General features: G+C 60.5%; 19 protein-coding genes. 9 read left to right on the top strand and 10 right to left on the bottom strand.

What is annotated here, in order from left to right:
• Window positions 1–16: 16 nt before the first annotated feature.
• On the bottom strand, window positions 17–1,258 hold the full coding sequence (locus QM741_RS09495) for a tetratricopeptide repeat protein (RefSeq protein ID WP_415207470.1): 1,242 nt from the start codon (window positions 1,256–1,258) through the stop codon (window positions 17–19).
• A gap of 296 nt (window positions 1,259–1,554) precedes the next feature.
• On the bottom strand, window positions 1,555–3,057 hold the full coding sequence (locus tag QM741_RS09490; RefSeq protein ID WP_415207469.1) for a sulfotransferase: 1,503 nt from the start codon (window positions 3,055–3,057) through the stop codon (window positions 1,555–1,557).
• 398 nt (window positions 3,058–3,455) lie between these two features.
• Between QM741_RS09490 and QM741_RS09485 the strand changes: the two genes are divergently transcribed.
• From QM741_RS09485 to QM741_RS09465, 5 genes are all read left to right on the top strand, one after another.
• Window positions 3,456–6,368, top strand: a complete 2,913-nt coding sequence (locus tag QM741_RS09485; protein WP_415207468.1) for a TonB-dependent receptor domain-containing protein — start codon at window positions 3,456–3,458, stop codon at window positions 6,366–6,368.
• A gap of 309 nt (window positions 6,369–6,677) precedes the next feature.
• Window positions 6,678–7,952: an HlyD family secretion protein gene (locus tag QM741_RS09480; protein ID WP_415207467.1), complete on the top strand. Its 1,275-nt coding sequence runs from the start codon at window positions 6,678–6,680 to the stop codon at window positions 7,950–7,952.
• Window positions 7,898–10,069 (top strand): peptidase domain-containing ABC transporter, encoded by a 2,172-nt coding sequence (locus QM741_RS09475; RefSeq protein ID WP_415207466.1) that lies wholly within the window; start codon window positions 7,898–7,900, stop codon window positions 10,067–10,069. The genes QM741_RS09480 and QM741_RS09475 overlap by 55 nt, the downstream gene beginning before the upstream one ends.
• Before the next feature lie 3 nt (window positions 10,070–10,072).
• Window positions 10,073–11,212 (top strand): MvdC/MvdD family ATP grasp protein, encoded by a 1,140-nt coding sequence (locus QM741_RS09470; protein WP_415207465.1) that lies wholly within the window; start codon window positions 10,073–10,075, stop codon window positions 11,210–11,212.
• A gap of 58 nt (window positions 11,213–11,270) precedes the next feature.
• Complete coding sequence (locus QM741_RS09465; protein ID WP_415207464.1) at window positions 11,271–11,444, top strand: hypothetical protein; 174 nt, start codon at window positions 11,271–11,273, stop codon at window positions 11,442–11,444.
• Window positions 11,445–12,220: 776 nt separating this feature from the next.
• On the opposite strand, the gene QM741_RS09460 is transcribed toward QM741_RS09465, so the two are convergent.
• Both QM741_RS09460 and QM741_RS09455 read right to left on the bottom strand, forming a co-directional pair.
• On the bottom strand, window positions 12,221–12,574 hold the full coding sequence (locus QM741_RS09460) for a hypothetical protein (protein ID WP_415207463.1): 354 nt from the start codon (window positions 12,572–12,574) through the stop codon (window positions 12,221–12,223).
• A 178-nt stretch (window positions 12,575–12,752) separates the two neighbouring features.
• On the bottom strand, window positions 12,753–12,944 hold the full coding sequence (locus QM741_RS09455; protein ID WP_415207462.1) for a helix-turn-helix domain-containing protein: 192 nt from the start codon (window positions 12,942–12,944) through the stop codon (window positions 12,753–12,755).
• Between QM741_RS09455 and QM741_RS09450 the strand changes: the two genes are divergently transcribed.
• The 3 genes from QM741_RS09450 (at window position 12,943) to QM741_RS09440 (ending at window position 14,918) form a co-directional block, all read left to right on the top strand.
• Window positions 12,943–13,152, top strand: a complete 210-nt coding sequence (locus QM741_RS09450; protein ID WP_415207461.1) for a hypothetical protein — start codon at window positions 12,943–12,945, stop codon at window positions 13,150–13,152. The two genes, QM741_RS09455 and QM741_RS09450, sit on opposite strands and share 2 nt — an antisense overlap.
• A gap of 163 nt (window positions 13,153–13,315) precedes the next feature.
• On the top strand, window positions 13,316–13,576 hold the full coding sequence (locus QM741_RS09445) for a helix-turn-helix domain-containing protein (RefSeq protein ID WP_415207460.1): 261 nt from the start codon (window positions 13,316–13,318) through the stop codon (window positions 13,574–13,576).
• A gap of 1 nt (window position 13,577) precedes the next feature.
• Entirely contained in the window at window positions 13,578–14,918 is a 1,341-nt protein-coding gene (locus tag QM741_RS09440; protein WP_415207459.1) for a type II toxin-antitoxin system HipA family toxin, read from the top strand.
• A gap of 149 nt (window positions 14,919–15,067) precedes the next feature.
• On the opposite strand, the gene QM741_RS09435 is transcribed toward QM741_RS09440, so the two are convergent.
• The gene (locus tag QM741_RS09435; protein ID WP_415207458.1) at window positions 15,068–15,196 is read right to left on the bottom strand and encodes a hypothetical protein; all 129 of its coding nucleotides are present in this window, start codon (window positions 15,194–15,196) and stop codon (window positions 15,068–15,070) included.
• A 180-nt stretch (window positions 15,197–15,376) separates the two neighbouring features.
• Entirely contained in the window at window positions 15,377–16,963 is a 1,587-nt protein-coding gene (locus tag QM741_RS09430) for a tetratricopeptide repeat-containing sulfotransferase family protein (protein ID WP_415207457.1), read from the bottom strand.
• Window positions 16,964–16,977: 14 nt separating this feature from the next.
• On the opposite strand from QM741_RS09430, the gene QM741_RS09425 reads away from it, so the two are divergent.
• Complete coding sequence (locus QM741_RS09425; protein WP_415207456.1) at window positions 16,978–17,250, top strand: hypothetical protein; 273 nt, start codon at window positions 16,978–16,980, stop codon at window positions 17,248–17,250.
• A gap of 74 nt (window positions 17,251–17,324) precedes the next feature.
• On the opposite strand, the gene QM741_RS09420 is transcribed toward QM741_RS09425, so the two are convergent.
• The 4 genes from QM741_RS09420 to QM741_RS09405 all read right to left on the bottom strand — a co-directional run bounded on the left by QM741_RS09420 (window position 17,325) and on the right by QM741_RS09405 (window position 19,278).
• Window positions 17,325–17,759, bottom strand: a complete 435-nt coding sequence (locus QM741_RS09420; RefSeq protein WP_415207455.1) for a hypothetical protein — start codon at window positions 17,757–17,759, stop codon at window positions 17,325–17,327.
• 156 nt (window positions 17,760–17,915) lie between these two features.
• Window positions 17,916–18,236 carry a hypothetical protein gene (locus QM741_RS09415; protein WP_415207454.1) on the bottom strand — a complete coding sequence of 107 codons (321 nt, stop codon included), beginning with the start codon at window positions 18,234–18,236 and terminating at the stop codon, window positions 17,916–17,918.
• Between the two features lie 448 nt (window positions 18,237–18,684).
• A complete protein-coding gene (locus QM741_RS09410) occupies window positions 18,685–18,825 on the bottom strand; it encodes a hypothetical protein (protein WP_415207453.1) in 141 nt (46 codons plus the stop codon).
• 141 nt (window positions 18,826–18,966) lie between these two features.
• On the bottom strand, window positions 18,967–19,278 hold the full coding sequence (locus QM741_RS09405) for a hypothetical protein (RefSeq protein WP_415207452.1): 312 nt from the start codon (window positions 19,276–19,278) through the stop codon (window positions 18,967–18,969).
• Between the last annotated feature and the right edge of the window lie 355 nt (window positions 19,279–19,633).

Here is a 19,633-nt window from a genome sequence, read left to right as displayed (position 1 = left end):
CCGCAGGGCGCCATCCTCAGCGTATCCGCGCCTCGGCGGCCTTCGACTTCAACCATTCCAGTTTGCTGGAAAAGCGGTGCGCGTCCTGCACGGTCACGCTGGTTTCCACCGCGAGCTTGAGCTCTTTCTGCGCGCGCGCGTAGTCGTTCTTCGCCAGGTAGACCGCCGCAAGGCCCAGATGGATGTCGGCCGAATCGCCGCTGCGGCGCCGTTCTTCGTTGAACTCGGAAAGCGCGAGCGCATAGTCGCCTCGCTGCAGCGCCTGCCTCGCGAGACGGTAATGCAACAAAGGCGGGTCCGCTTCCAGCCGCCGCACCTGCTCGAGCGCCTGCGCGGCTTCTTGCGGGCGGCCGGTTTCCTCCAGCAGTCCGGCGAGGTTGTTCCATGCCTTGGTATCGTCGGGAGCCAGGGCGATGGCCTTGCGCAACGCGGCTTCGGCAGCGTCCAGGATGCCCTGTTTGTGATACAGCACCGCGAGGATGTTGTAGGCGGAACCGTAGCCGGGATCGGCGTCGAGGGCCGCGCGCGCGTACCAGTAGCCGAGCCGGGCGTCGCCGGCGAGCATCGATTCGGCGCTGCGGTTCGCGTAATACATCGCGGTCACGCGGGCCGTCGTCAGCGGCCGGGTCATCAGACCACGCAATTGCGAGCCGGGCAGGAAGTCGACCACTCGTTGTTCGTCGTCGCGATCCAGACGGCTCGACGCGGCGAGTTGGCGCACGCGCGTCGCCTCGACGACGGGAATCGCATCGTCGTAATTCGGCTTGCGCGACGCGCGCGTACTCAGCAACACGTTGATGTGACCGGAAGCGATGTAATAACCCGTCGTCTGCGTCCACATCTGTTCGTTGAGCACCTCCTGGAAAGTCGCGGTCAGGCCGAGTTCGCGCGCCAGCGCCGCCGTCATGAGGGTGAGCGAAAGGCAATTGCCCTGGTGTGCGGCGAACGCCTCGGATGCGGTGCGCGTGTAGCTGGCGTCGTATTCCAGGATGAATTTGCCGTCGGTACGCATCGCCGCGATGAGTCCTTCGATCTTGCCCACGCGGCGGGACTCCTTGCGCACGGCATCGCGCAGGAAGGCGTGCATGGCGGGACTCACGGCGAAAATATCGGTTTCCACCGTCGCTCGCGGCGGGAAGGCATCGTCGCGCCACAGGCGCGCGTCGAGGGTGGGCGTCGATGCGGGCGGAACGGTGGCGCAGCCGGCGAACAGCAGGGCGGCTGCGAGCAAAGAACCCAGGCGCAGGAAAGCGGACATGGCTGCCTCCGTGGAGGAAACGCGCCCGGGCATTATGCGCTTTCTTGCCGGGTTGCGCAGTTGCATCGATTGCGCTTTCGTTTGCCGCTCCGGTAAAGCGGGAAAGCGCTTTTTCTTACCTTCCCGCCCTGGGGAGAAGGTGCCCGAAGGGCGGATGAGGGAAAAGCCTCGAACCCCCGACCAACCTTTCACCGCTGCAACGCACTTCCCTCATCCGGCGCTGCGCGCCACCTTCTCCCGGTGGGAGAAGGGAAGCGCTCTTTCCCTTCGCCATCGAACAAAGGGGCTTGAGGCTTCTACCCCGGATACTCAACCCCCGCCGCATCCAGCGCCGCGAACAGCGGGTCGAGAAACGCGCGATACCGCTGCCAGCGCCCCGACGCATCGCCGTACAGCGGACGCCGCACCTGCCAGTAGCTCGCGGTCTTGACCGTGTTGTCGCGACGGTGGAACCGCAGGCACTGCTCGTTCCATTCGAGGCCGAGAAAATCCAGCAGCGCACGCAGCGTCGCCTGGGGCTGCGCCACGAAGGCATCGTAGTCGAAGTCGCAAATGTCGTCGGGATACAGCGCTTTCCAATGCGCCATCAGCCGCCGATATTCGCCGTAGTGGTGGCCGATGCCCGCCAGACTGCCGGCATAGTCGAACACGCGCGGATTCAGATGCTGCATGAACACCGAAAGCGCATTGTCGAGCGGATTCCTCACGCTGTGCACGATCTTCGCATTCGGGAACAAGCGCTTGACGAGACCGAGCAGCGCATAGTTGTCGGGCCGCTTGTCGGTCAACCACGCCTTGCCCGCCGCCTGCTCGCGCAGCGCCGCGGGCAGGCGCGTGCGATACAGGCCCGCCAGTTCCGCGCAGCGCGCCGCGTCGAGCGTCGCGACCGAACCGGGGAACGGCGCCAGTTCCGTGGCGACCATGCGCGGCAGAATGTCCAGTTCCCCGCCGGTGGCGACATCGGGATGCGCGCCGAGCACCTGCTCGACCAGGGTCGAACCCGAGCGGAACATGCCCACGATGAACAGCGGCGCAGGCTTCTTTCCCGCCGCATCGTCCGGCGCGCCGGCCTCGGCGCGCGGAAACGCATCGATCAGCGCGCGCGTGCGCCGCTCCGCGCGCTTCGCATCGTAAGGCGCATGGCGCCGGTGCGCGAAGCGCTTGCCGGACTCGAACGCCGCGAACGCCCGTGTCTGCTCGCCAAGCCCGTCGAGCGCGGTGCCGAGCACGAAAAACAGATTGGCGCGCAGGCCGTCGTCGATCGTCGCATCGCTTTCGGCCACCCGCCGCACGCGCTCGAGCAGCGCATCGTCGACACCTGCAGGCCGGTGCAACTGCGCGGCACGCGCGAGCGCTTCGTGGCCGCTCGGCGACGCGGTCCGCTGCGATGCGAGGATACGCTCGTAGCACAGCAAAGCCTGCTCGCGCTGCCCGCGCTCCTCGTGCAGGTTGCCCAGATTGAGCAGCGCCGGCGCGTAATCCGGCGCGATCTCGAGCGCGCGGCGCAATTCGGCCTCGGCCGCATCATCGCGGCGCAGATGGTCGGAATAGATCGCCGCGCGGTTGAGGTGCACCTCCTGCGCACCGCGCACGCCGTGGCGCAGCGCCTGCGCATACGCCTCCAGCGCCGGCTCGAATTCGCCTTCCTGGCGCAGCGCGTAGCCGAGATTGAACCAGCCATCCGCCGCCGCCGGCGCGACTTCGAGCGCCTGCCGATACGCAGCGATGGCTTCGCGCCGCTTGCCTTGGGCGAGCAGCGCATCGGCGCGGCGCAGCGGCGATGGATCGGAACGGTTCATGCCGGCTATTTTCCCATGGCGGGTCGAGGAACGTCCCAACAACGTTCTTTTGCCCGTCATTTGCCTTTGCCCGTCATTCCCGCGTGCTCCTGGCGGGAATCCGGCGCCTTTGTTCTCCCGCTCGTCATTCCCCGAAGGCGGAAATGACACGAGCCAGGGCCGGGCTCGATGAACCGCGCCTCGCGGGAATGACGGGCAAGGCCGACACGGACGCTCGTACGGAATTTCCCACCCCATAATTCCTACGGATTGTTGACAAGCCTTTAACGAATACTTTATGGTTCCTCCTTAACCAATTCTTTCTGGTTAAAACATCTTGCGGAACTTCACGTTGCGCATCGCAGAGTCCGCTCGGCACAGCTCCCTTTAAGAGAGAACTTCCCATGAAGAAACCCTCCATGAAACTTAAGAGAAACAAGCTCCGCAACGCGATCGTAGTGTCGCTTGCGGTCAGTGCCACCTTCGTCGGCGCGGCCTACGCGCAGGATGACACCCAGAGCACCCAGGCCACCAAGTCGACGGCCGACAACACAGCACAGCTCGAGAGCATCACCGTCACCGGCACGCGCATCAAGAGCCAGACGATGACCTCCTCCAGCCCGGTCACCGAAATCAGCGCCGAGAGCTTCCAGCAGGCCGGCGCCACCACGGTCGAGGATCTGGTCAACCAGTATCCGCAGCTCGACATGAACTTCGACAACTTCGACAACAACCCCTCGCTGGGCTATGCCACGGTCTCGCTGCGCAATCTCGGCCCGGGGCGCACGCTGACCCTGGTCAACGGCCGCCGCATGCCGGAAGGCACGGGCGAATATACCGACTTGTCGATCATCCCGGCCGCGCTGATCAAGCGCGTCGACCTGCTCACCGGCGGCGCCTCGGCCGTGTACGGCGCCGACGCCGTGGCCGGCGTCGTCAACTTCATCCTCGACGACGAATTCGAGGGCGTCAACGTCAATTTCGGCTATGCCGGCTACCAGCACGACAACGACAACAAGACGATCCAGGGTTTCGAATCGAGCCGCGGCTTCATCACACCGAACGGCAATACCGGCATCGACGGCGCCAGCCGCACCTTCGACCTCGTGCTCGGCGGCAAGTTCGGCGACAACGGCCACATCGTGGCCTATCTCGACTATCGCAAGAACGATGCGCTGATGCAGAGCCAGCGCGACTACTCCGCCTGCGCGGTGGCGGGCTCCGGCTCCAACAGCAAGCGCTGCGCGGGTTCGGGCACCGCCAACCCCGCCAACTTCCTCGTCTACGACACCAACACCTACTCAGGTGGCGAGTTCGTCTCCAACGGCAACGGCTCGTTCAAGTCGGGTGGGAACATCTACAACTACGCGCCGGAAAACTTCTTCCAGCGCCCCGACCAGCGCTACACCGCCGGCTTCATGGCCAAGTACGAGGTGAACGAGCATTTCACCCCGTATGCCGAGGCGATGTTCGTCGATCGCAAGAGCACGGTGCAGATCGCCGAGTCCGGCGAGTTCGCCAATACCGGATTCGTGCTGCCCTGCTCCACGAGCTACATCGGCACTCTCTGCTCCGATGCCGGCGTCACCAGCGACAACGTGCTGGTCTACATCCTGAAGCGCAACGTCGAAGGCGGTCCGCGCATCTCGGAGACCGACACGCAGACCTACCGCTTCACCTCGGGCGTGAAGGGCGAGATCGCCGGCTCCTGGACCTACGACGCCTACTACCTGTACGGCGCCACGCATTCCAGCACGGTCGGCCACAACGACCTGCTGATCGACAAGCTGGCGGCGGAGATCACCGGCTGCGATTCGACCAGCGCCTACGGCACCTTCAGCGGTTGCGTGCCCTACGACGTGTGGGACAACAACGTTTCCAGCGCCGCCGCCCTCGCCGCCGCGGGCACCAGCTTCACCAAGATCGACACCCAGTTGAACATCCTCTCGGCGTACGCCACCGGCGATCTCGGCTTCGGCCTGCCGTGGGCCAATGGCGAGCAGTTCGGCGCGGTGCTCGGCCTGGACCACATGGTCACCAAGTACAATACGGCGCACGACCAGGATTCGCTGGAAGGCAATTTCACCGGCGCCGGCAGCGCCTCGCTCAACGTCAACGCCTCCGAAGGGGTGTACGAGTACTACGGCGAGCTGGCCCTGCCGCTGTTCGTCAACGAGGATGGCTTCTTCAACCGCCTCGACGGCTCGCTCGGCTTCCGCCATTCCGACTACCAGTTGAGCGGCGGCGCCGACACCTGGAAGGCGGGCCTTTCCGCCGCCTTCTTCGACAAGAAGCTGCTGCTGCGCAGCGGCTACAACCGCGCCATCCGCGCCCCCTCCCTGAGCGACCTGTACTACCCGTCCACCATCGCCCTGGACGGCTCCACCGACTATTGCGCCGGCACCAGCCCGCTCGCCACCGAAGCCGAATGCGAGAAGACCGGCGTGCCGGCATCGCAATACGGCAAGATTCCGGCCAACCCCGCTTCGCAGTACTACGGTCTGATCGGCGGCAACGTCGACCTCAAGCCGGAAGTGGCGGACACCTACACCTTCGGCGTGGCCTACGAGCCGATCTCCGGCCTCAACCTCGCCGTGGACTGGTACAGCATCAAGATCAAGAGCGCCATCTCCCAGATCGGCTTCGACGCCATCCAGGAGCTGTGCATGGACCAGGACCTGTACTGCGACCTGATCCACCGCAACACCAGCAACGGCCGCTACGACCTGTGGCTGGGTTCCGCCAGCACCGCGGGGGTGGGTTACATCAACGACCTCGCCCAGAACATCGGCCTGTCCAAGCGCGAAGGCATCGACCTGAACGCGAGCTACGGCTTCAACCTGGGACCGGGCCGCTTCAACGCCAGCTTCGTCGGCACCTACGTATTGAAGGACTACGATCAGCCGCTGGCCGACGTCGCCTCGACCGGGTACGAGTGCAAGGGTCGCATCAACGCGTTGTGCAACACCACCACCGTGCCGAAGTGGCGCCACGTGGCCAACTTCGGCTACTCGTTCGACCGCTACAGCGTCAACCTGCGCTGGCGCTACATCGGCCCGCTGTCCTACGAGGACGCCTACACCGGCGAGAAGCTGACCACCAACGTATGGCTGACCCCGACCGGCGGCATCGGCAGCTACAGCTACCTCGACCTGTCGGCCAACGTCAACTTCGGTCTGGCCACGTGGACCATCGGCGTCAACAACATCGCCGACCGCAGCCCGCCGTTCGTCGGCAACAGCGGCGACGCCAACAACGCCACCAGCAACTCGGCCAACGGCTACGACCAGGTGGGACGTTACATCTTCACCAGCGTCAGCCTGAAGTTCTGATCGCAAATCGGCAAGCAGTCGCAAACCGAAACCCCGGACGCAAGTCCGGGGTTTTTTTCGCTCGTCATTCCCGCGTGCTTCTGGCGGGAATCCAGCGCCTTTGCTGCGGCACCTGCGTCAGCATCACGTGCGCGCGAAGATAACCACAGTTACACAGTTAAATTGACCGACCCCGCTGGAATCACGTGAGCCCTTCTGACTCATGTCTCATTGGACAAAACTCACTCTGTTGGACACTCTTGACTTGCACGCCCGGCAGATGGACTATCCGCATGCGAGGAAGAGAGACGTAACTTGAGGGAGCAGCACATGGAGAACGTGGGAAGGAGATTATTTCGACAAGAAGTCATCGCCGCCAAACGATGCGACTGGCTGGGTACCATCGAGTTGGCGATGCCATTACCGTATCGCCTACTCACAGCGATTTCGATAATTGTCTGCTTAGCGCTCGGCGCCTTCTTGACGCTTGGGAGCTACACTCGTCACCAGAGTGTCTCGGGCGAATTGACCCCATCGCAGGGTTTGTTGACCACTGCTGCGCCTACTGCGGGTACGATTGCGCGAGTCTGGGTGCATGAAGGCGATACGGTCGCACGCGATCAGGCGCTAGTGGAGATATCAACGGACATAGATAACCCCGTAATCGGCAAGACGCGCAATGCGATTAGCCAAGAGATCAAAGCGCAACGTTCCCACTACGTCCAGGCACTGCAGGATCAAGTTCGGCTTACCGTACAAAAGGAGCAAGGTTTCGCGTCGCGCATTGCAAGTCTGCGCGACCAAAGACACCAACTCGACGCGCAACTAACGATCCAGTTCAAGCAGGCTCAAAGCGCACAAGCGCTGTGGGAAAAGCTACAACCGCTATTGTCAAGCGGTATCGTATCCGGTGTTCAAATCGAGCAACAAAAATCCGCTGCTCTGGCCGCACAAGCAGAGTGTGCCGCACTACGACGCCAACGCGCAGAAATCCAACAACAGCTTGCAACCCAGCAAGATCAGTTAAATCAGATGCCGCTAAACGCGGAAACTGAGCGCATTGAACTGCAACACAAGATTGCCGAACTTGATCAAGCATTGGCACAAAACGAGAGTCAGCGTGCCGTGGTGTTGCGCGCCGCGCAAGCAGGTGTCGTATCCAGTCTCGCCGTAATGGGCGGGCAATCTGTAATAGCAGGGCAGCGCCTGCTTTCGCTGGTTCCGGAAGGTTCGCAGCTACAGGCCGAATTGTGGCTTCCGAGCCATGCTATAGGCTTTGTTGCGACCGGTGATTATGTTTTGCTGCGTTATCAGGCTTTCCCGTACCAGAAATTCGGTCATCAAATTGGTAACGTTGCGGAAGTTTCTCGCAGCGCCACAGGCGCAAACGAACTTACCACGTTGCTCGGGCACAAAGTCGAAGAGCCGATGTATCGCGTCACGGTGCGTTTACAACAACAAAGCATCTTTGCTTACGATAAGCTTGAAAACCTTAAGCCAGGCATGACACTGGATGCGGACATTCTGCTCGACCGCAGACGTCTGATCGAATGGCTGTTGGAGCCAGTTTTTGGTTTTGCGCGCAACGCGGCGGTACCCACTTGATATCCCGTCGCCTGCCTCTGCTAGTACAAACCGAAGCGGCGGAATGCGGTTTGGCTTGCCTTGCGATGATCGCGAGATATTTTGGGCACGAGATCGACTTGCCTAGCATGCGGCGCCGGTTTTCGACTTCTGCGCGCGGCGTAACGCTCGCGAAAATCATTGCTGATGCCCACACACTTGGTTTCGACGCGCGACCACTACGCGTTGAACTAGAATATTTGCCGCAACTCAGTACACCCTGCATTCTGCATTGGAATCTGAATCACTTCGTCGTGCTCAAGCGGGCAACAGAAAAGTACGTCGAAATTCATGATCCGGCAAGCGGCTACCAAAAACTGTCGATGCAGCAAGCCAGCAAACATGTCACTGGCATTGCCTTAGAGCTGCTGCCCGCTGCAAATTTCAAGCCAGTCAAGGAACAACAGTCTATTCCCTTGCGAGCACTCGTAGGCAATGTCGAGGGACTTCGCGGTGCCGCGCTGCATATTCTGCTATTGGCGCTGGCGCTAGAACTATTCGCCTTAGTCCTGCCTTTTTACCTTCAGACGGTGCTCGACCAGGTATTGGTAACGAGTGATCGGCAATTGCTCGGATTACTTGGTGCAGGCTTTCTCGGCGTGATCACGCTGCGGGCGGGTCTTACGGCGGCGCGCGGCTGGGCAATCAGCTGGCTCGCCGCAAGACTGAACGCGCAATGGCTCGGCAATCTGTTTGCCCATTTACTGCGCCTGCCGATGGAATGGTTTGAAAAGCGTCACGTTGGTGACATCACTTCGCGCTTCGCCTCAGTTCAGAGCATTCAACATGCACTAACGGGCAGTTTCGTCGAATCGATTCTTGACGGTGTGATGGGTAGCTTGGCCTTGGCACTCCTCTGCATCTATAGTCCACCGCTAACCGAACTGATGCTGCTCGGCCTTGCCGCCTACGCGCTCTGCCGCCATCTCGCCTACCCTCGATTATGGCGCGCAAATGAAGATCAGATCGTGTTCGCGGCGCGTCAGCAGACGAGTCTACTCGAAGCAATCCGAGGTGCGCAGACGATCAAACTAGCGAACAAGCAGAGCGATCGCGCCGCGCGTTTCGCCAATATCAGCTTGCACGCGGCGCAGTATGGCCTCGCTGCACAGCGTATCGGCTATGCCTTCGGTGCGCTCAACCTTTGGTCATTTGGCGTGCTGCGCGTCGTCATTATTTGGCTTGGCGCATTGCAGGTATTGAACGGAAATTTCAGCGCCGGCATGTTGGTTGCGTTCGTCGCATACACCGATGAATTGATTACGCGATTCAGCGGGTTAATCGACAAATTTGTCGAACTTCGTTTGTTGCGCTTGCATGCGCTACGTATAGGAGATATCGCACTTACTGCACCGGAAATACTCGGCTTCGGCGGCCAGTCAGACATAGCGTCCTTCGATATCGAAGTCGACGATGTCAGCTTTCGTTATTCGGCGGATGAGCCGTGGGTGATAAAGAATTACAGCTTGCGTGTTTCAGCTGGCGAGTCGATCGCCATCGTCGGACCGTCCGGCTGCGGCAAGACTACGTTAGCAAAAATCATCTTGGGTTTGCTGAAGCCAGTCGAGGGCACCGTCCGAATTGGCGGCCTCGATATTCGCCAATTCGGACTACAACGGTATCGTGCCATGATCGGCTCCGTGATGCAGGATGATCAGCTTTTCGAGGGATCAATTGCCGAGAATATCAGCTTCTTCGACGCAGAGGCTACGCCACAACGGATTGAAGAAGCTGCAAGACTTGCCGCGATTCACGCGGATATCAACGCCATGCCGATGGGCTATGAGACATGGATCGGCAATATGGGCTCGACGCTATCGGGGGGGCAGAAACAACGTGTGATTCTCGCTCGCGCGTTGTATGCAAATCCGCGCATCCTGCTGCTCGACGAAGCAACCAGTCATCTTGATATCGAGCGTGAACGCGCTATCAATGCAAGTGTGGCACATCTCAACATCACGCGGATTGTGATTACACATCGCGCGGAGTCAATCGCCAGCGCAGGGCGTGTGGTTCGCTTCGGGGCGGAGTCTGTATTGCCGATTCGTACAGCCGGCACGAAGCCGAATCCAGAACTCGCTATTGCCGCGGGAGATTGAGTGGTGGATGGTTCCGCAAAGTTTCGCGCCCGCGTGCTAATCAGCACATTCGTTTACGACTACACGGCGCTTGCCGTTGCCCAAGCATTGGAACATATCGGCTGCGATGTGCAGAGATGGTTTATGCCAGACTATCCGACGCGACAAGCATTGAGCCTTTCAATAACTCCAAATCGCGCTTTGCGCATCCGCGCACGAGGTGCGCAGATCGATCGCAACCTAGACGATTTCGACGTTGTTTGGTTTCGCCGGTTCAGCGTACCCTACATCAATGAAGATGTGTTGCATCCCGACGATCTCGCGATGACGAAGACGGAAACCAAGATGTTCGTCGATGGATTTGCTCCGCTTATCGGGGCTAGTGCGAGACAAATCAATCCGGTGTACAACGCAGAGCGTGCCGACAATAAGTTGCTTCAGCTCACGTTGGCTCAAAAGATGGGGCTTACTGTTCCTGAGACATTGTTTAGCAATGACCCTGCGCTAATCCGGGAATTCATTTATCGCCATAAAGAAAGCGGCGTGGTGCATAAGCAATTTCGGTCGCACAGCTGGGAAGAGAACGGAAAGCGGTATGGAAACTACACGGCGACGGTAACGTTAGAGCAACTCCCTCCCGATGTGTATCTTCAGATGGTTCCCGGTATTTTCCAACCACGCATCAGAAAAGCGAAGGAGATCCGAGCGATCTTCTTCGGAAGCTGTTGCGTCGCTGCAGCGATCGACCATCGTCCTCTTGATCAGGGAGACGACTGGAGATATCAGGCAAAACAGGATTGGCATCATTTCGAGCTACCCGAGCACGTGGCCAGTCTCATTCGTCGCTTCATGAAGTGCCTCGGCATCGTATTTGGCTCTGCTGATCTGATTTTGACTCCAGAAGGAAAATACGTATTTCTTGAGATTAACGAACAAGGGCAATTTCTCTGGTTAGAGCAATCTGCACCGGAGTTACCAGTACTGGATACTTTTTGTCGTTTCGTGGTTGAAGGTTCGGGTTTTGAAAACCGAGCACGCGCATTCCCGAGCGTTTCGCTATTGGATCAGGGTATATTTTCTAGCAAGCGGTTGAATGCGCTGGCGCGCAATGATCGCGAGCTACACGTCGTTGACGACCGGGGTGGAAGGGTCCGTATGGGCTGAAAAAACTTCGGTTGATACCGCCGATGCAGCGTTTGCATCAAATTCAAGGAGAATGAACATGTCTGAACAAGCGAACATGTCTGAACAAAACCGCGTACTTGGCCGCAACTTGGCAGTGCCCTTGACACCGAAAGAAATTGATGAAGTTTCTGGTGGTGATACCGACCCGCCGCCGTTCAGGACCGGCGTCACCGGCAACCCTGATTATTACACTTATGACGCGAAGAGTTAAAGATGGCGCCGATACCGAGCTTCGCTCGGCGCCGGCCTCTCGCAGCGACGCCAACAACGCCATCAACAACTCGGACAACGGCCACGGCTAGGTGAGACGCTACGTATTCATCAGTGTGAGCCTCAAGTTCTGATCCGGAGTCGCAAGCGGTTGCAAAAGTAAACCCCGGACGCAAGTCCGGGGGTTTTTTGATATTCGAAGCTCGACCATTGGCCTGACGAATCAAAGCAGTTCACAATTGAGTCATTCTCAACTTAATGGTCCGAAAAAATCACGCGGGTTATGTATACTAAAAATCACAATAATTTCTAATCGGAGAGCAGTCATGAAATCCTCGATGAAAAGAATGATATCTGGATTGTTTCTCGTGACTTGCGTGTCACTCTCTGGCGCACAGGCCGCCGCCGCACCGAGCCAAGCAGATAGGGCCATGAAGCCTGCCTTGAATGCGAAGACTTGCAAGATGCTGGATACAATTGGAACTCATTTCAAGAAAAGAGAGTGTCACACTAAGGAGGAGTGGGCTCGGATAGAGAGAAACGGAACGCAACTCAGACAAGATTTTGACGCACTCCGCCTTGTAAGGGATGCCAAATGATTGAACCGCAGCACCTTCACGTCGACAATGGCATCGTCCGATCCGATACGGTCAATCCCCCTTACCCGAGTCCATTCATTTCTGGAAACTGCCGTTGCTGCCATCGTCGTTTGAACGCCAGCGGCGGCAGGTGACCGATGGCGCTGTGGGTGCGTTGTTCGTTGTAGATCGCCAGCCGTCAGGGGCGCGCACCCGGGCCGGCAGGATCGCCGTGCCGTAGCGCCCATTCCTGGTAGTCGTCCTGGATGCGCGGCTCGTAGCGGTCTGTGCCGACCACGGCGCTCTTCAGATCGTCCGGCACGATCGCCTCGGGCACGCCACCGTAATAAGTCAGTGCGCGCGTGTTGGCACCGATCCAATCCGCGGCCTTCTGGCTCATGCTGGCCTCGGCGTAGATCGCGTGCGAGTAGCCTAGGGCGGCAACGAACGTCTCCACGACAGTCGCCTCGCCGCTGTGCCGATCCGTGATCGTCATCGTCATGCCGGCGTAGTCGACGAACATCCGCGAGCCCGGCTTATGCACCAAGCGCATGACGGGATCGCTCCACTGCTTGAAGACCGCGAAGCGCGCGCAGAACTGCGCGTAGGCCAGCGCCCGTCCCGGATGTTGTCGGCGTACTCGCGCCACAGCAACTTACGCGTCACCCCTTTGCGCGCCAGTTCCTTCGACAGCGCGGCAAAGTCCGGCTCCACCACCTGACTGACGACCGTTACCGGGTACAACCGTGCGTACAGCGTATCCTCGTCCAGTTCTGGCGACAATGGCCAGCCCAGCCCCCCGATCGGAAACACCGCACCGCTTCCTGTACCGTCGAGCGCGCCACGCCCAGACTGCCCGCTATCTCCGAATACGAGCGCCTCAGCTCGAACCGCAGGCGCGCCAACTCCAACAACTGCTTCATGGGTAATCTCCGGAAACTCATCGACAAGGGCAAAGGCGTCAGGATTACCCACATCCACCGTACCGGCTTGGATCAGATTGCTGTACCGACTTCGATCAGATTCCACGCGTTGGCAAGCAACGGCGTGATCGAGCGCGTGCAGGGCGGCAAGTACCGGTTCCCGTACGATGCGGTGAAGGTGGCCTTCGAACTGCGCGCGGCGGCGTGAGTCGCGCAGGCGCTGGAGGGCTGGGAAGCCGAGCGCGCCGAACGTCGAGGGCGCCAACACGATGGCTGACCGCAGAGTAGGCGGACATATTCGCTATCCGGATATTTGACAAATATTCTTTTTAGGAATAAAACGCACTTATTCGTATTCCGGATACCTCACCATGACGCCTTCGTCCCATCCCCTGGTCACCGCCTCGCAGCTAGGATCGATGCTGCAAGCCGCCCGCAAAGCCAAGGGTATGACTCAGTCGACCTTGGCGGGTCGCATGGGCATGAGCCAATCGCGAGTATCCCATCTGGAACAAAATCCCCATGACCTGAACGTGGCGCAATTGCTGGCCTGGTGTTCGGCACTTGGCCTGGAGTTGGCCATCGGCGCGCGCGGCGGCCGTGTGCCATCCCGGATACAGACGGACTGGTGACATGGGCCGCCGGTCGCACAGCCGTAGCCTGTCGCTCTGGATCAATGGCGCGCATGTCGGGCGCTGGACGATCCCGGCACGTGGGGAAATGGAACTCCGATACGACGAGGACTGGGCAGCCGCCGACATTGGCCGTCCACTGTCCCTGTCACTGCCTTTCAATCTGGACAATTTGCCTCTCAAAGGCAAGAAAGTCGCGAACTATTTCGACAACCTCCTGCCCGACAGCGACATCATCCGCCAACGCGTGGCTGAACGCTTTCGCACCGGATCAACCGCCCCCTTCGATCTTCTGAAGGCCATCGGCCGCGATTGCGCGGGTGCGGTCCAGATACTGGGGGAAGACGAGACGCCGGAAGGTTTCGACCGTATCGAAGGCACACCCCTGTCCGAAGAGGCCATCGAGCGGCATCTCATGGAGACGGTGTCTGCGCGTGCCTTCGGCGCCGGTAGCGATCCCGACGCGGACTTCCGCATTTCCCTGGCCGGCGCCCAGGAAAAAACCGCCTTCCTGTGGTGGGACGGGCAATGGCAGGTGCCGCGCGGCGCGACGCCCACGAGCCACATATTCAAGCTCCCACTCGGCTTGGTCGGCGGCCGGCAGGCCGACTTCAGCACCTCTGTAGACAACGAGTGGCTATGCCTGCGGCTACTCAAGGCCTACGGACTGGAGGTTGCCGACGCTAACATCGCGAACTTCGGCAAACAGCGCGTGCTCGTCGTCGAGCGCTTCGACCGGCGTGTCGCACCCAGCGGCGATTGGCTGATGCGGCTGCCGCAGGAAGACTTCTGTCAAGTGGAAGGCTGCTCGCCACTGCTCAAGTACGAAAACGAGGGCGGACCAGGGCTCAAGGCCCTGTTCACCGCCTTGCGACAATCCGAGAACGCCGAGGCTGACACGAAGACATTGATGGCCGCGCAGATATTGTTCTGGCTGCTGCGCGCACCGGACGGCCACGCCAAGAACTTCAGCATCCAAATCCAGCCACGTGGCCGCTTCCGGCTGACTCGACTGTACGACGTGATGTCGGCTTATCCCGTACTGGGTGACGGTCCTCGTCAATGGTCGCCACACGGGATCAAGCTGGCGATGGCTTTACTCGGCAAGAACAAGCACTACACGATGCAAACCATCCAGCGTCGGCACTTCGACAGCACCGCACAGAAGGTGGGTTACGCACCGACCGCTGAGCCGATCATCGAGGGCATTTTGGCGCGCACGCCGGCGGCCATCGAGGAAGTACGAGCGGAACTGTCACCGGATTTCTCTCCGCGCGTCGCCGAAACTATCCTCGGCGGACTCGAACGAGCCGCGGCCGCACTGGCGGCAATGGCTGCCTAACCGCAAGAGTAATGTATTACGCCGCTTTCATCAGTATCGTCGCATGCGTAAGCTGATCGACGAAAGCAGCAAAGAACCGGGCATCGCCAACGCCGGTAATGCCGCCGAGTCGATCCAGCGCACCCCGATCCGTCCCGGATAAGGATTTATCAGCGCAGCTTCTCGCGAATGGCGCGCAGTTCCCTGGCGGCAATCAAATCCTTGTCGCGGCCAAGCGCCTCCTTTGCCGCGATGAGATCGTCCAGTCGGGCGGCGGGCGGCGACGCTTCGCCAAGCAAGCCGCCGAAAGGCGGCTTTGCCTTTTGCGGGAATGGAAAAATGCGCACGCGCGTCCATGTGGACGGCTTCAATCTGTTCTACGCGGCATTGACCGGCACGCGCCACAAATGGCTTTCTTCCCTTCTCCCGGTGGGAGAAGGGAAGACAGGTTCGGGTTCGCTGCGCTCACCCCAACCGTGCTATTCCTTGAGAATCCCCGCGGCCGCCAGCTTGCGGATCAACGGGGCGAGGCGCTCGCGATGCCGCTGCGCGCTGCTGACGGAGCGCTGGTGCACCGGCTCGCGCACCTGCGCGGCGCTGGCCGTCTTGAAGGCGACCTGGCCGGTCTGCGGAACGGCCAGCGCCTGCGGATTCCATTCCAGCCCGCACCACTCGTAGATGCGCCGCGCCTGATTCCCGGTGTCGCTCACCAGGTTTTCGTAAGCCACCTCGAGAATGCGCCCGGGCATGACTTCATGCCAGTGCCGCATCGTCTCGCGGTAGGCGATGTAGTACTCGGCCAGTTCGTCGAGGTCGTAGGAGAAATTCCAGGTGCTGAAGAACAGGGTCTTGAACACCGCGTAGCAGGCGTCGAGCGGATCGCGCGTCAGGTGGAGGATGCGCGCGTCCGGAAGCGCCTTGGCGATGGGACCGCAGTAGAGGTAATTGAACGGCGTCTTGTCGATGAAGCGCGCGCTGCCGTCGGCCGCCTCGCGCGCGCCGCGCACGTACTCGCGCCCGAGCGCGGCGAAGTCGATGGCGGTCGAGGCCTGCGCCGAGGTCGATGCAAGTCCCTCGTCGACGCGCCTTTGCGCGGCCATGCCGAACAGATTGGCGAAGTCGGGCATTTCGCCCGCGGAACGCACCTGGCCCGACTGCACCAGCAGGCGTTCGACCAGCGTGGTGCCGCTGCGCGGCATGCCGACGATGAAGATGGCGCCGTCGTCCGCGCATCCGGCATCGGGCCGCGCCATGACCGCGGCCGTCCACGCCTCGCGCAACGCGCGCTGCGCATCCACTTCTTCGGCCACGTCGTACTGCGCCAGCGTGCCGCGCTGCTTGCGCGCGCCGGCGGCGAACGCGACGAAGGAGGCTTCGTACTGGCCCAGATCTTCCAGTTCCTTGCCGAGCGCGTACAGCGCCCAGGCCTCGTGGGCGGGCTCGCGGATGCCCGCGGTGAGGCGGCGGTCGATGTCGGCGACGTGGTTGCGCTCGCGCGTCTGCGTGCGCAGCGTCGCGCGCCGGTACAGCGCATGGCCGGCCTGCGGCTGCAACTCGAGCACGCGGTCGAGGTCGCGCTCGGCCTGTTCGAAATCGCCGTGGAAGAAACGCGCCACGGCGAGGTCGTAGAGCAGGCCGGGGTGGTCGCCGGCCAGACTGCGCGCGCGTTCGTATTGCGCGACGGCCTGGTCCAGGCGATTGCAGGAGTTCAGCAGCTTGCCGGCCTGCCAGACCACGCCGCCGTCCGTGCTGGCCTGCGCCGCCTCGGCGGCCAGCGCCGCCGCCTCGCTGCGTCGGCGCAGATGCAGCAGCACGCGCACCTTCGCCAGCTTCAGCGACGGATGGCCGCCGCTCGCGGCGACGGCGCGGTCGATCCATGGCAGGGCCGCCTCGGGTTCGCCGTTGGCCGAGTGCGCCTCGCTGGCGAACAACAGCACGCGGGCATTATCCGCGTGGGCGGCGGCGAGCGAAGCCGCCAGTTGCAGCGCCTCGGCGGTGCGTCCCTCGCCGAGCAGCGCGTAGCCGCGCTGCAGTTCCTGATTCGGTGAATCTACCGCTTGTTGCATTGGCAATCCCGTCAATGGCCGCCTTGCGGATCGCCTCGGGCGGGCAGCGGCCGGTCGTTGAACATGCGCTGCGCCCCATGCTCCAAAGTCAAAGCAAACCCGCTCTTGCTCGTCATTCCGGCGACGAGGCGCGCAGGAACGCGCACGAACATTCGCGCAGCGAATGGCCCGAAGGGGCAAGCGGCAGGATGCCGCGAGTCAAGCCGGAATCCAGCGACTACCAAGCTCTCTGGAATGCGCTGAAAAAAAAAGCGAAAGACACTGGATTCCGGCTTTCGCCGGAATGACGAGCTTGGCCTGAGTTCGGAGCATCGAGGTCCGCACAATCTTCTGCGGTTGTGCGGACCTTCGCCAATTGATTTTAGCAAAACCCGTTACCGCATGTGGCGGGAATCAAAAACCTGGTAATCAACCCGGAAGCCACCTCGCTCGTGGTGACGTCCGTCACGGTCACTTCTATCGAACTCATTACATCCGTTTGCGCATAGGTGAACAATGTGCAAGTGTACGATGCCGAAGTACACCCCGACGTAATAACATAATCAAAATCATTCGGGAGCGTCCACGCGTAGGTGACTACGTCCCCGGCGGGCGGCGTGAAGACGACAGCCGCAATGGTATAACCCGATCCGGACGCATTGACCGCGTGGCAATGGCGTCCGAAACTCGACGAAGCCGGTGGCTGAACCACGCACTCGAGCGTGATGCCCGTCAGCGAACCGGCCAGAACATGTTGCGGGGCAAACGCGCCCAGACATGTCGCGATGGCAGTGAAACATACCGATTTGATGTTCATACAGAGTGCCTCTTTTCGAGTTTTTCCCTGTAAAAATCAATCTACGCCGTCCGGAAATCCTCGTCAAGCAAGCCCGCGACCCGGCAGGCATTGCCGGGTGGAAAAACGAACCGTGGGTGCGGTGCTCTCTTTATCGGTGAATCCATTTTTCTGCAATCAATGTCCGCTAGGATCACCCACGACGGGCACGCACCCGCTAGTGGTACTGACATTGGCGTTACACGGAATCGGGCGCGCCTGGAATTCGCGCATCATCGTTTTGGCATCGCTATCCATCTGCGCCCATTGCTCGCGCGTGTGGCACTGTTTTTTGGGAAAGCGGCTGCCGGTCACTTCGATGGTTTTGCAAACCATGGCGTCCGGGTCCTGTTTGGCGGTCTGTTCGGATTTCTGCTGCGCGGCGGCTTGTTGCGCGGCGGCGGGCACCGCCGAAGCGGCCAGCAGGGCGGTCACAAAGACCGGGGTTGCGAATTTCATATTTTTTCTCCAAGGAAACAGGTTCTTCCGGAATTCCAGTCCGTAGTCCGTTGGGTGAGCGCAGCGAACCCCAATGAGCCAAGTTTCTCAAGTTCGAAACATTGAGGTCCGCACAACCTGCCATGGTTGTGCGGACCTTTGACATTAACAAAAATGAACGTAAGGGCTATAGCATGTGGCAGCAATTAAAAACTTGGTACTCAATCCGGAAGCCACCTCACTCGTGGTGACATCTGTCACGGTCACTTGTATTGTTCTGTTTACATCCGCGTACGCATGAGTGAACAGTACGCAAGAAGATGATACCGAAGTGCATCCCGACGTAATGACAATATCCGAATCCGTCGGAACCGTCCACGCGTAGGTGACTACATCCCCGGCGGGTGGCGTAAAGACGACAGCCTGAACGGTATATCCCGATCCGGACGCTGTAGTCGCATGGCAAATACTACCGAAACTCGACGAAGCCGGTGGCTGAACCCACGCATTCGAGCGCGATGCCCGTCAGCGAACCGGCCTGAACCTGTTGCGGGGCGAACGCGCCCAGACATGTCGCAATGGCAGCGAAACATACGGATTTGATATTCATGCAGAGTCCCTCGTTTCGAATTTTCCCCTGCGAAAATCAATCTACGCCGCCCCAAAGTCCTCGTCAAGCAAGCTCGCCATCCACGGGTTTTATCGGGTGGAAAAATGAACCGTGGGTGCGGCATAGCCGGGTTGCTTTTGGTTAATGACCATGCCCGCTAGGGTCACCCGGTGGCAGAGGGACGCACTCGCCATCGCACGGCATCACGCGGCCAGGCACATCACGCATCAATGTTTTGGCATCGCTCTCCATCCGCGCCCAATCCTCACGCGTATGACACTGTTTTTTGGGAAAGCGGCTGCCGGTCACTTCCAGGGTTTTGCAGACCATGGCGTCCGGGTCCTGTTTGGCGGTCTGTTCGGATTTCTGCTGCGCGGCGGCTTGTTGCGCGGCGGCGGGCACCGCCGAAGCGGCCAGCAGGGCGGTCACAAAGACCGGGGTTGCGAATTTCATATTTTTTCTCCGTGGAAAAAAAACAGAAGGTTCCCCGATGCACGGGTTGCCTGCCCGGATCATACGCCTGCGCGCGCGACCCGGCGATTCGGCGAGCCTCGCCCGGCCGACCGGCAAAGCCTTGCTTCCCTTCTCCCACCGGGTCGAAGTCGGCGACAGCCGACTGAGGGTGAGACAAGGATGTCGAACGGGGTAGGTGCCCGAAGGGCGGATGAGGAAAGAGCCTTGCACACCCGAAAGACATTTCCTCTCTGCAACGCCTTTCCCTCATCCGCCCCTTCGGGGCACCTTCTCCCGGTGGGAGAAGGGAAGAAAGAGCCCGAAGCGCCAGCGCGACAGGCTGTCATTTTTTGCA

The organism is Rudaea sp., from assembly GCF_047601565.1.
Taxonomy (GTDB): Bacteria; Pseudomonadota; Gammaproteobacteria; order Xanthomonadales; family Rhodanobacteraceae; genus Rudaea.
The sequence above is the reverse complement of the archived record's forward strand: the minus strand, read 5'-3'. Positions and strand labels throughout refer to the sequence as shown.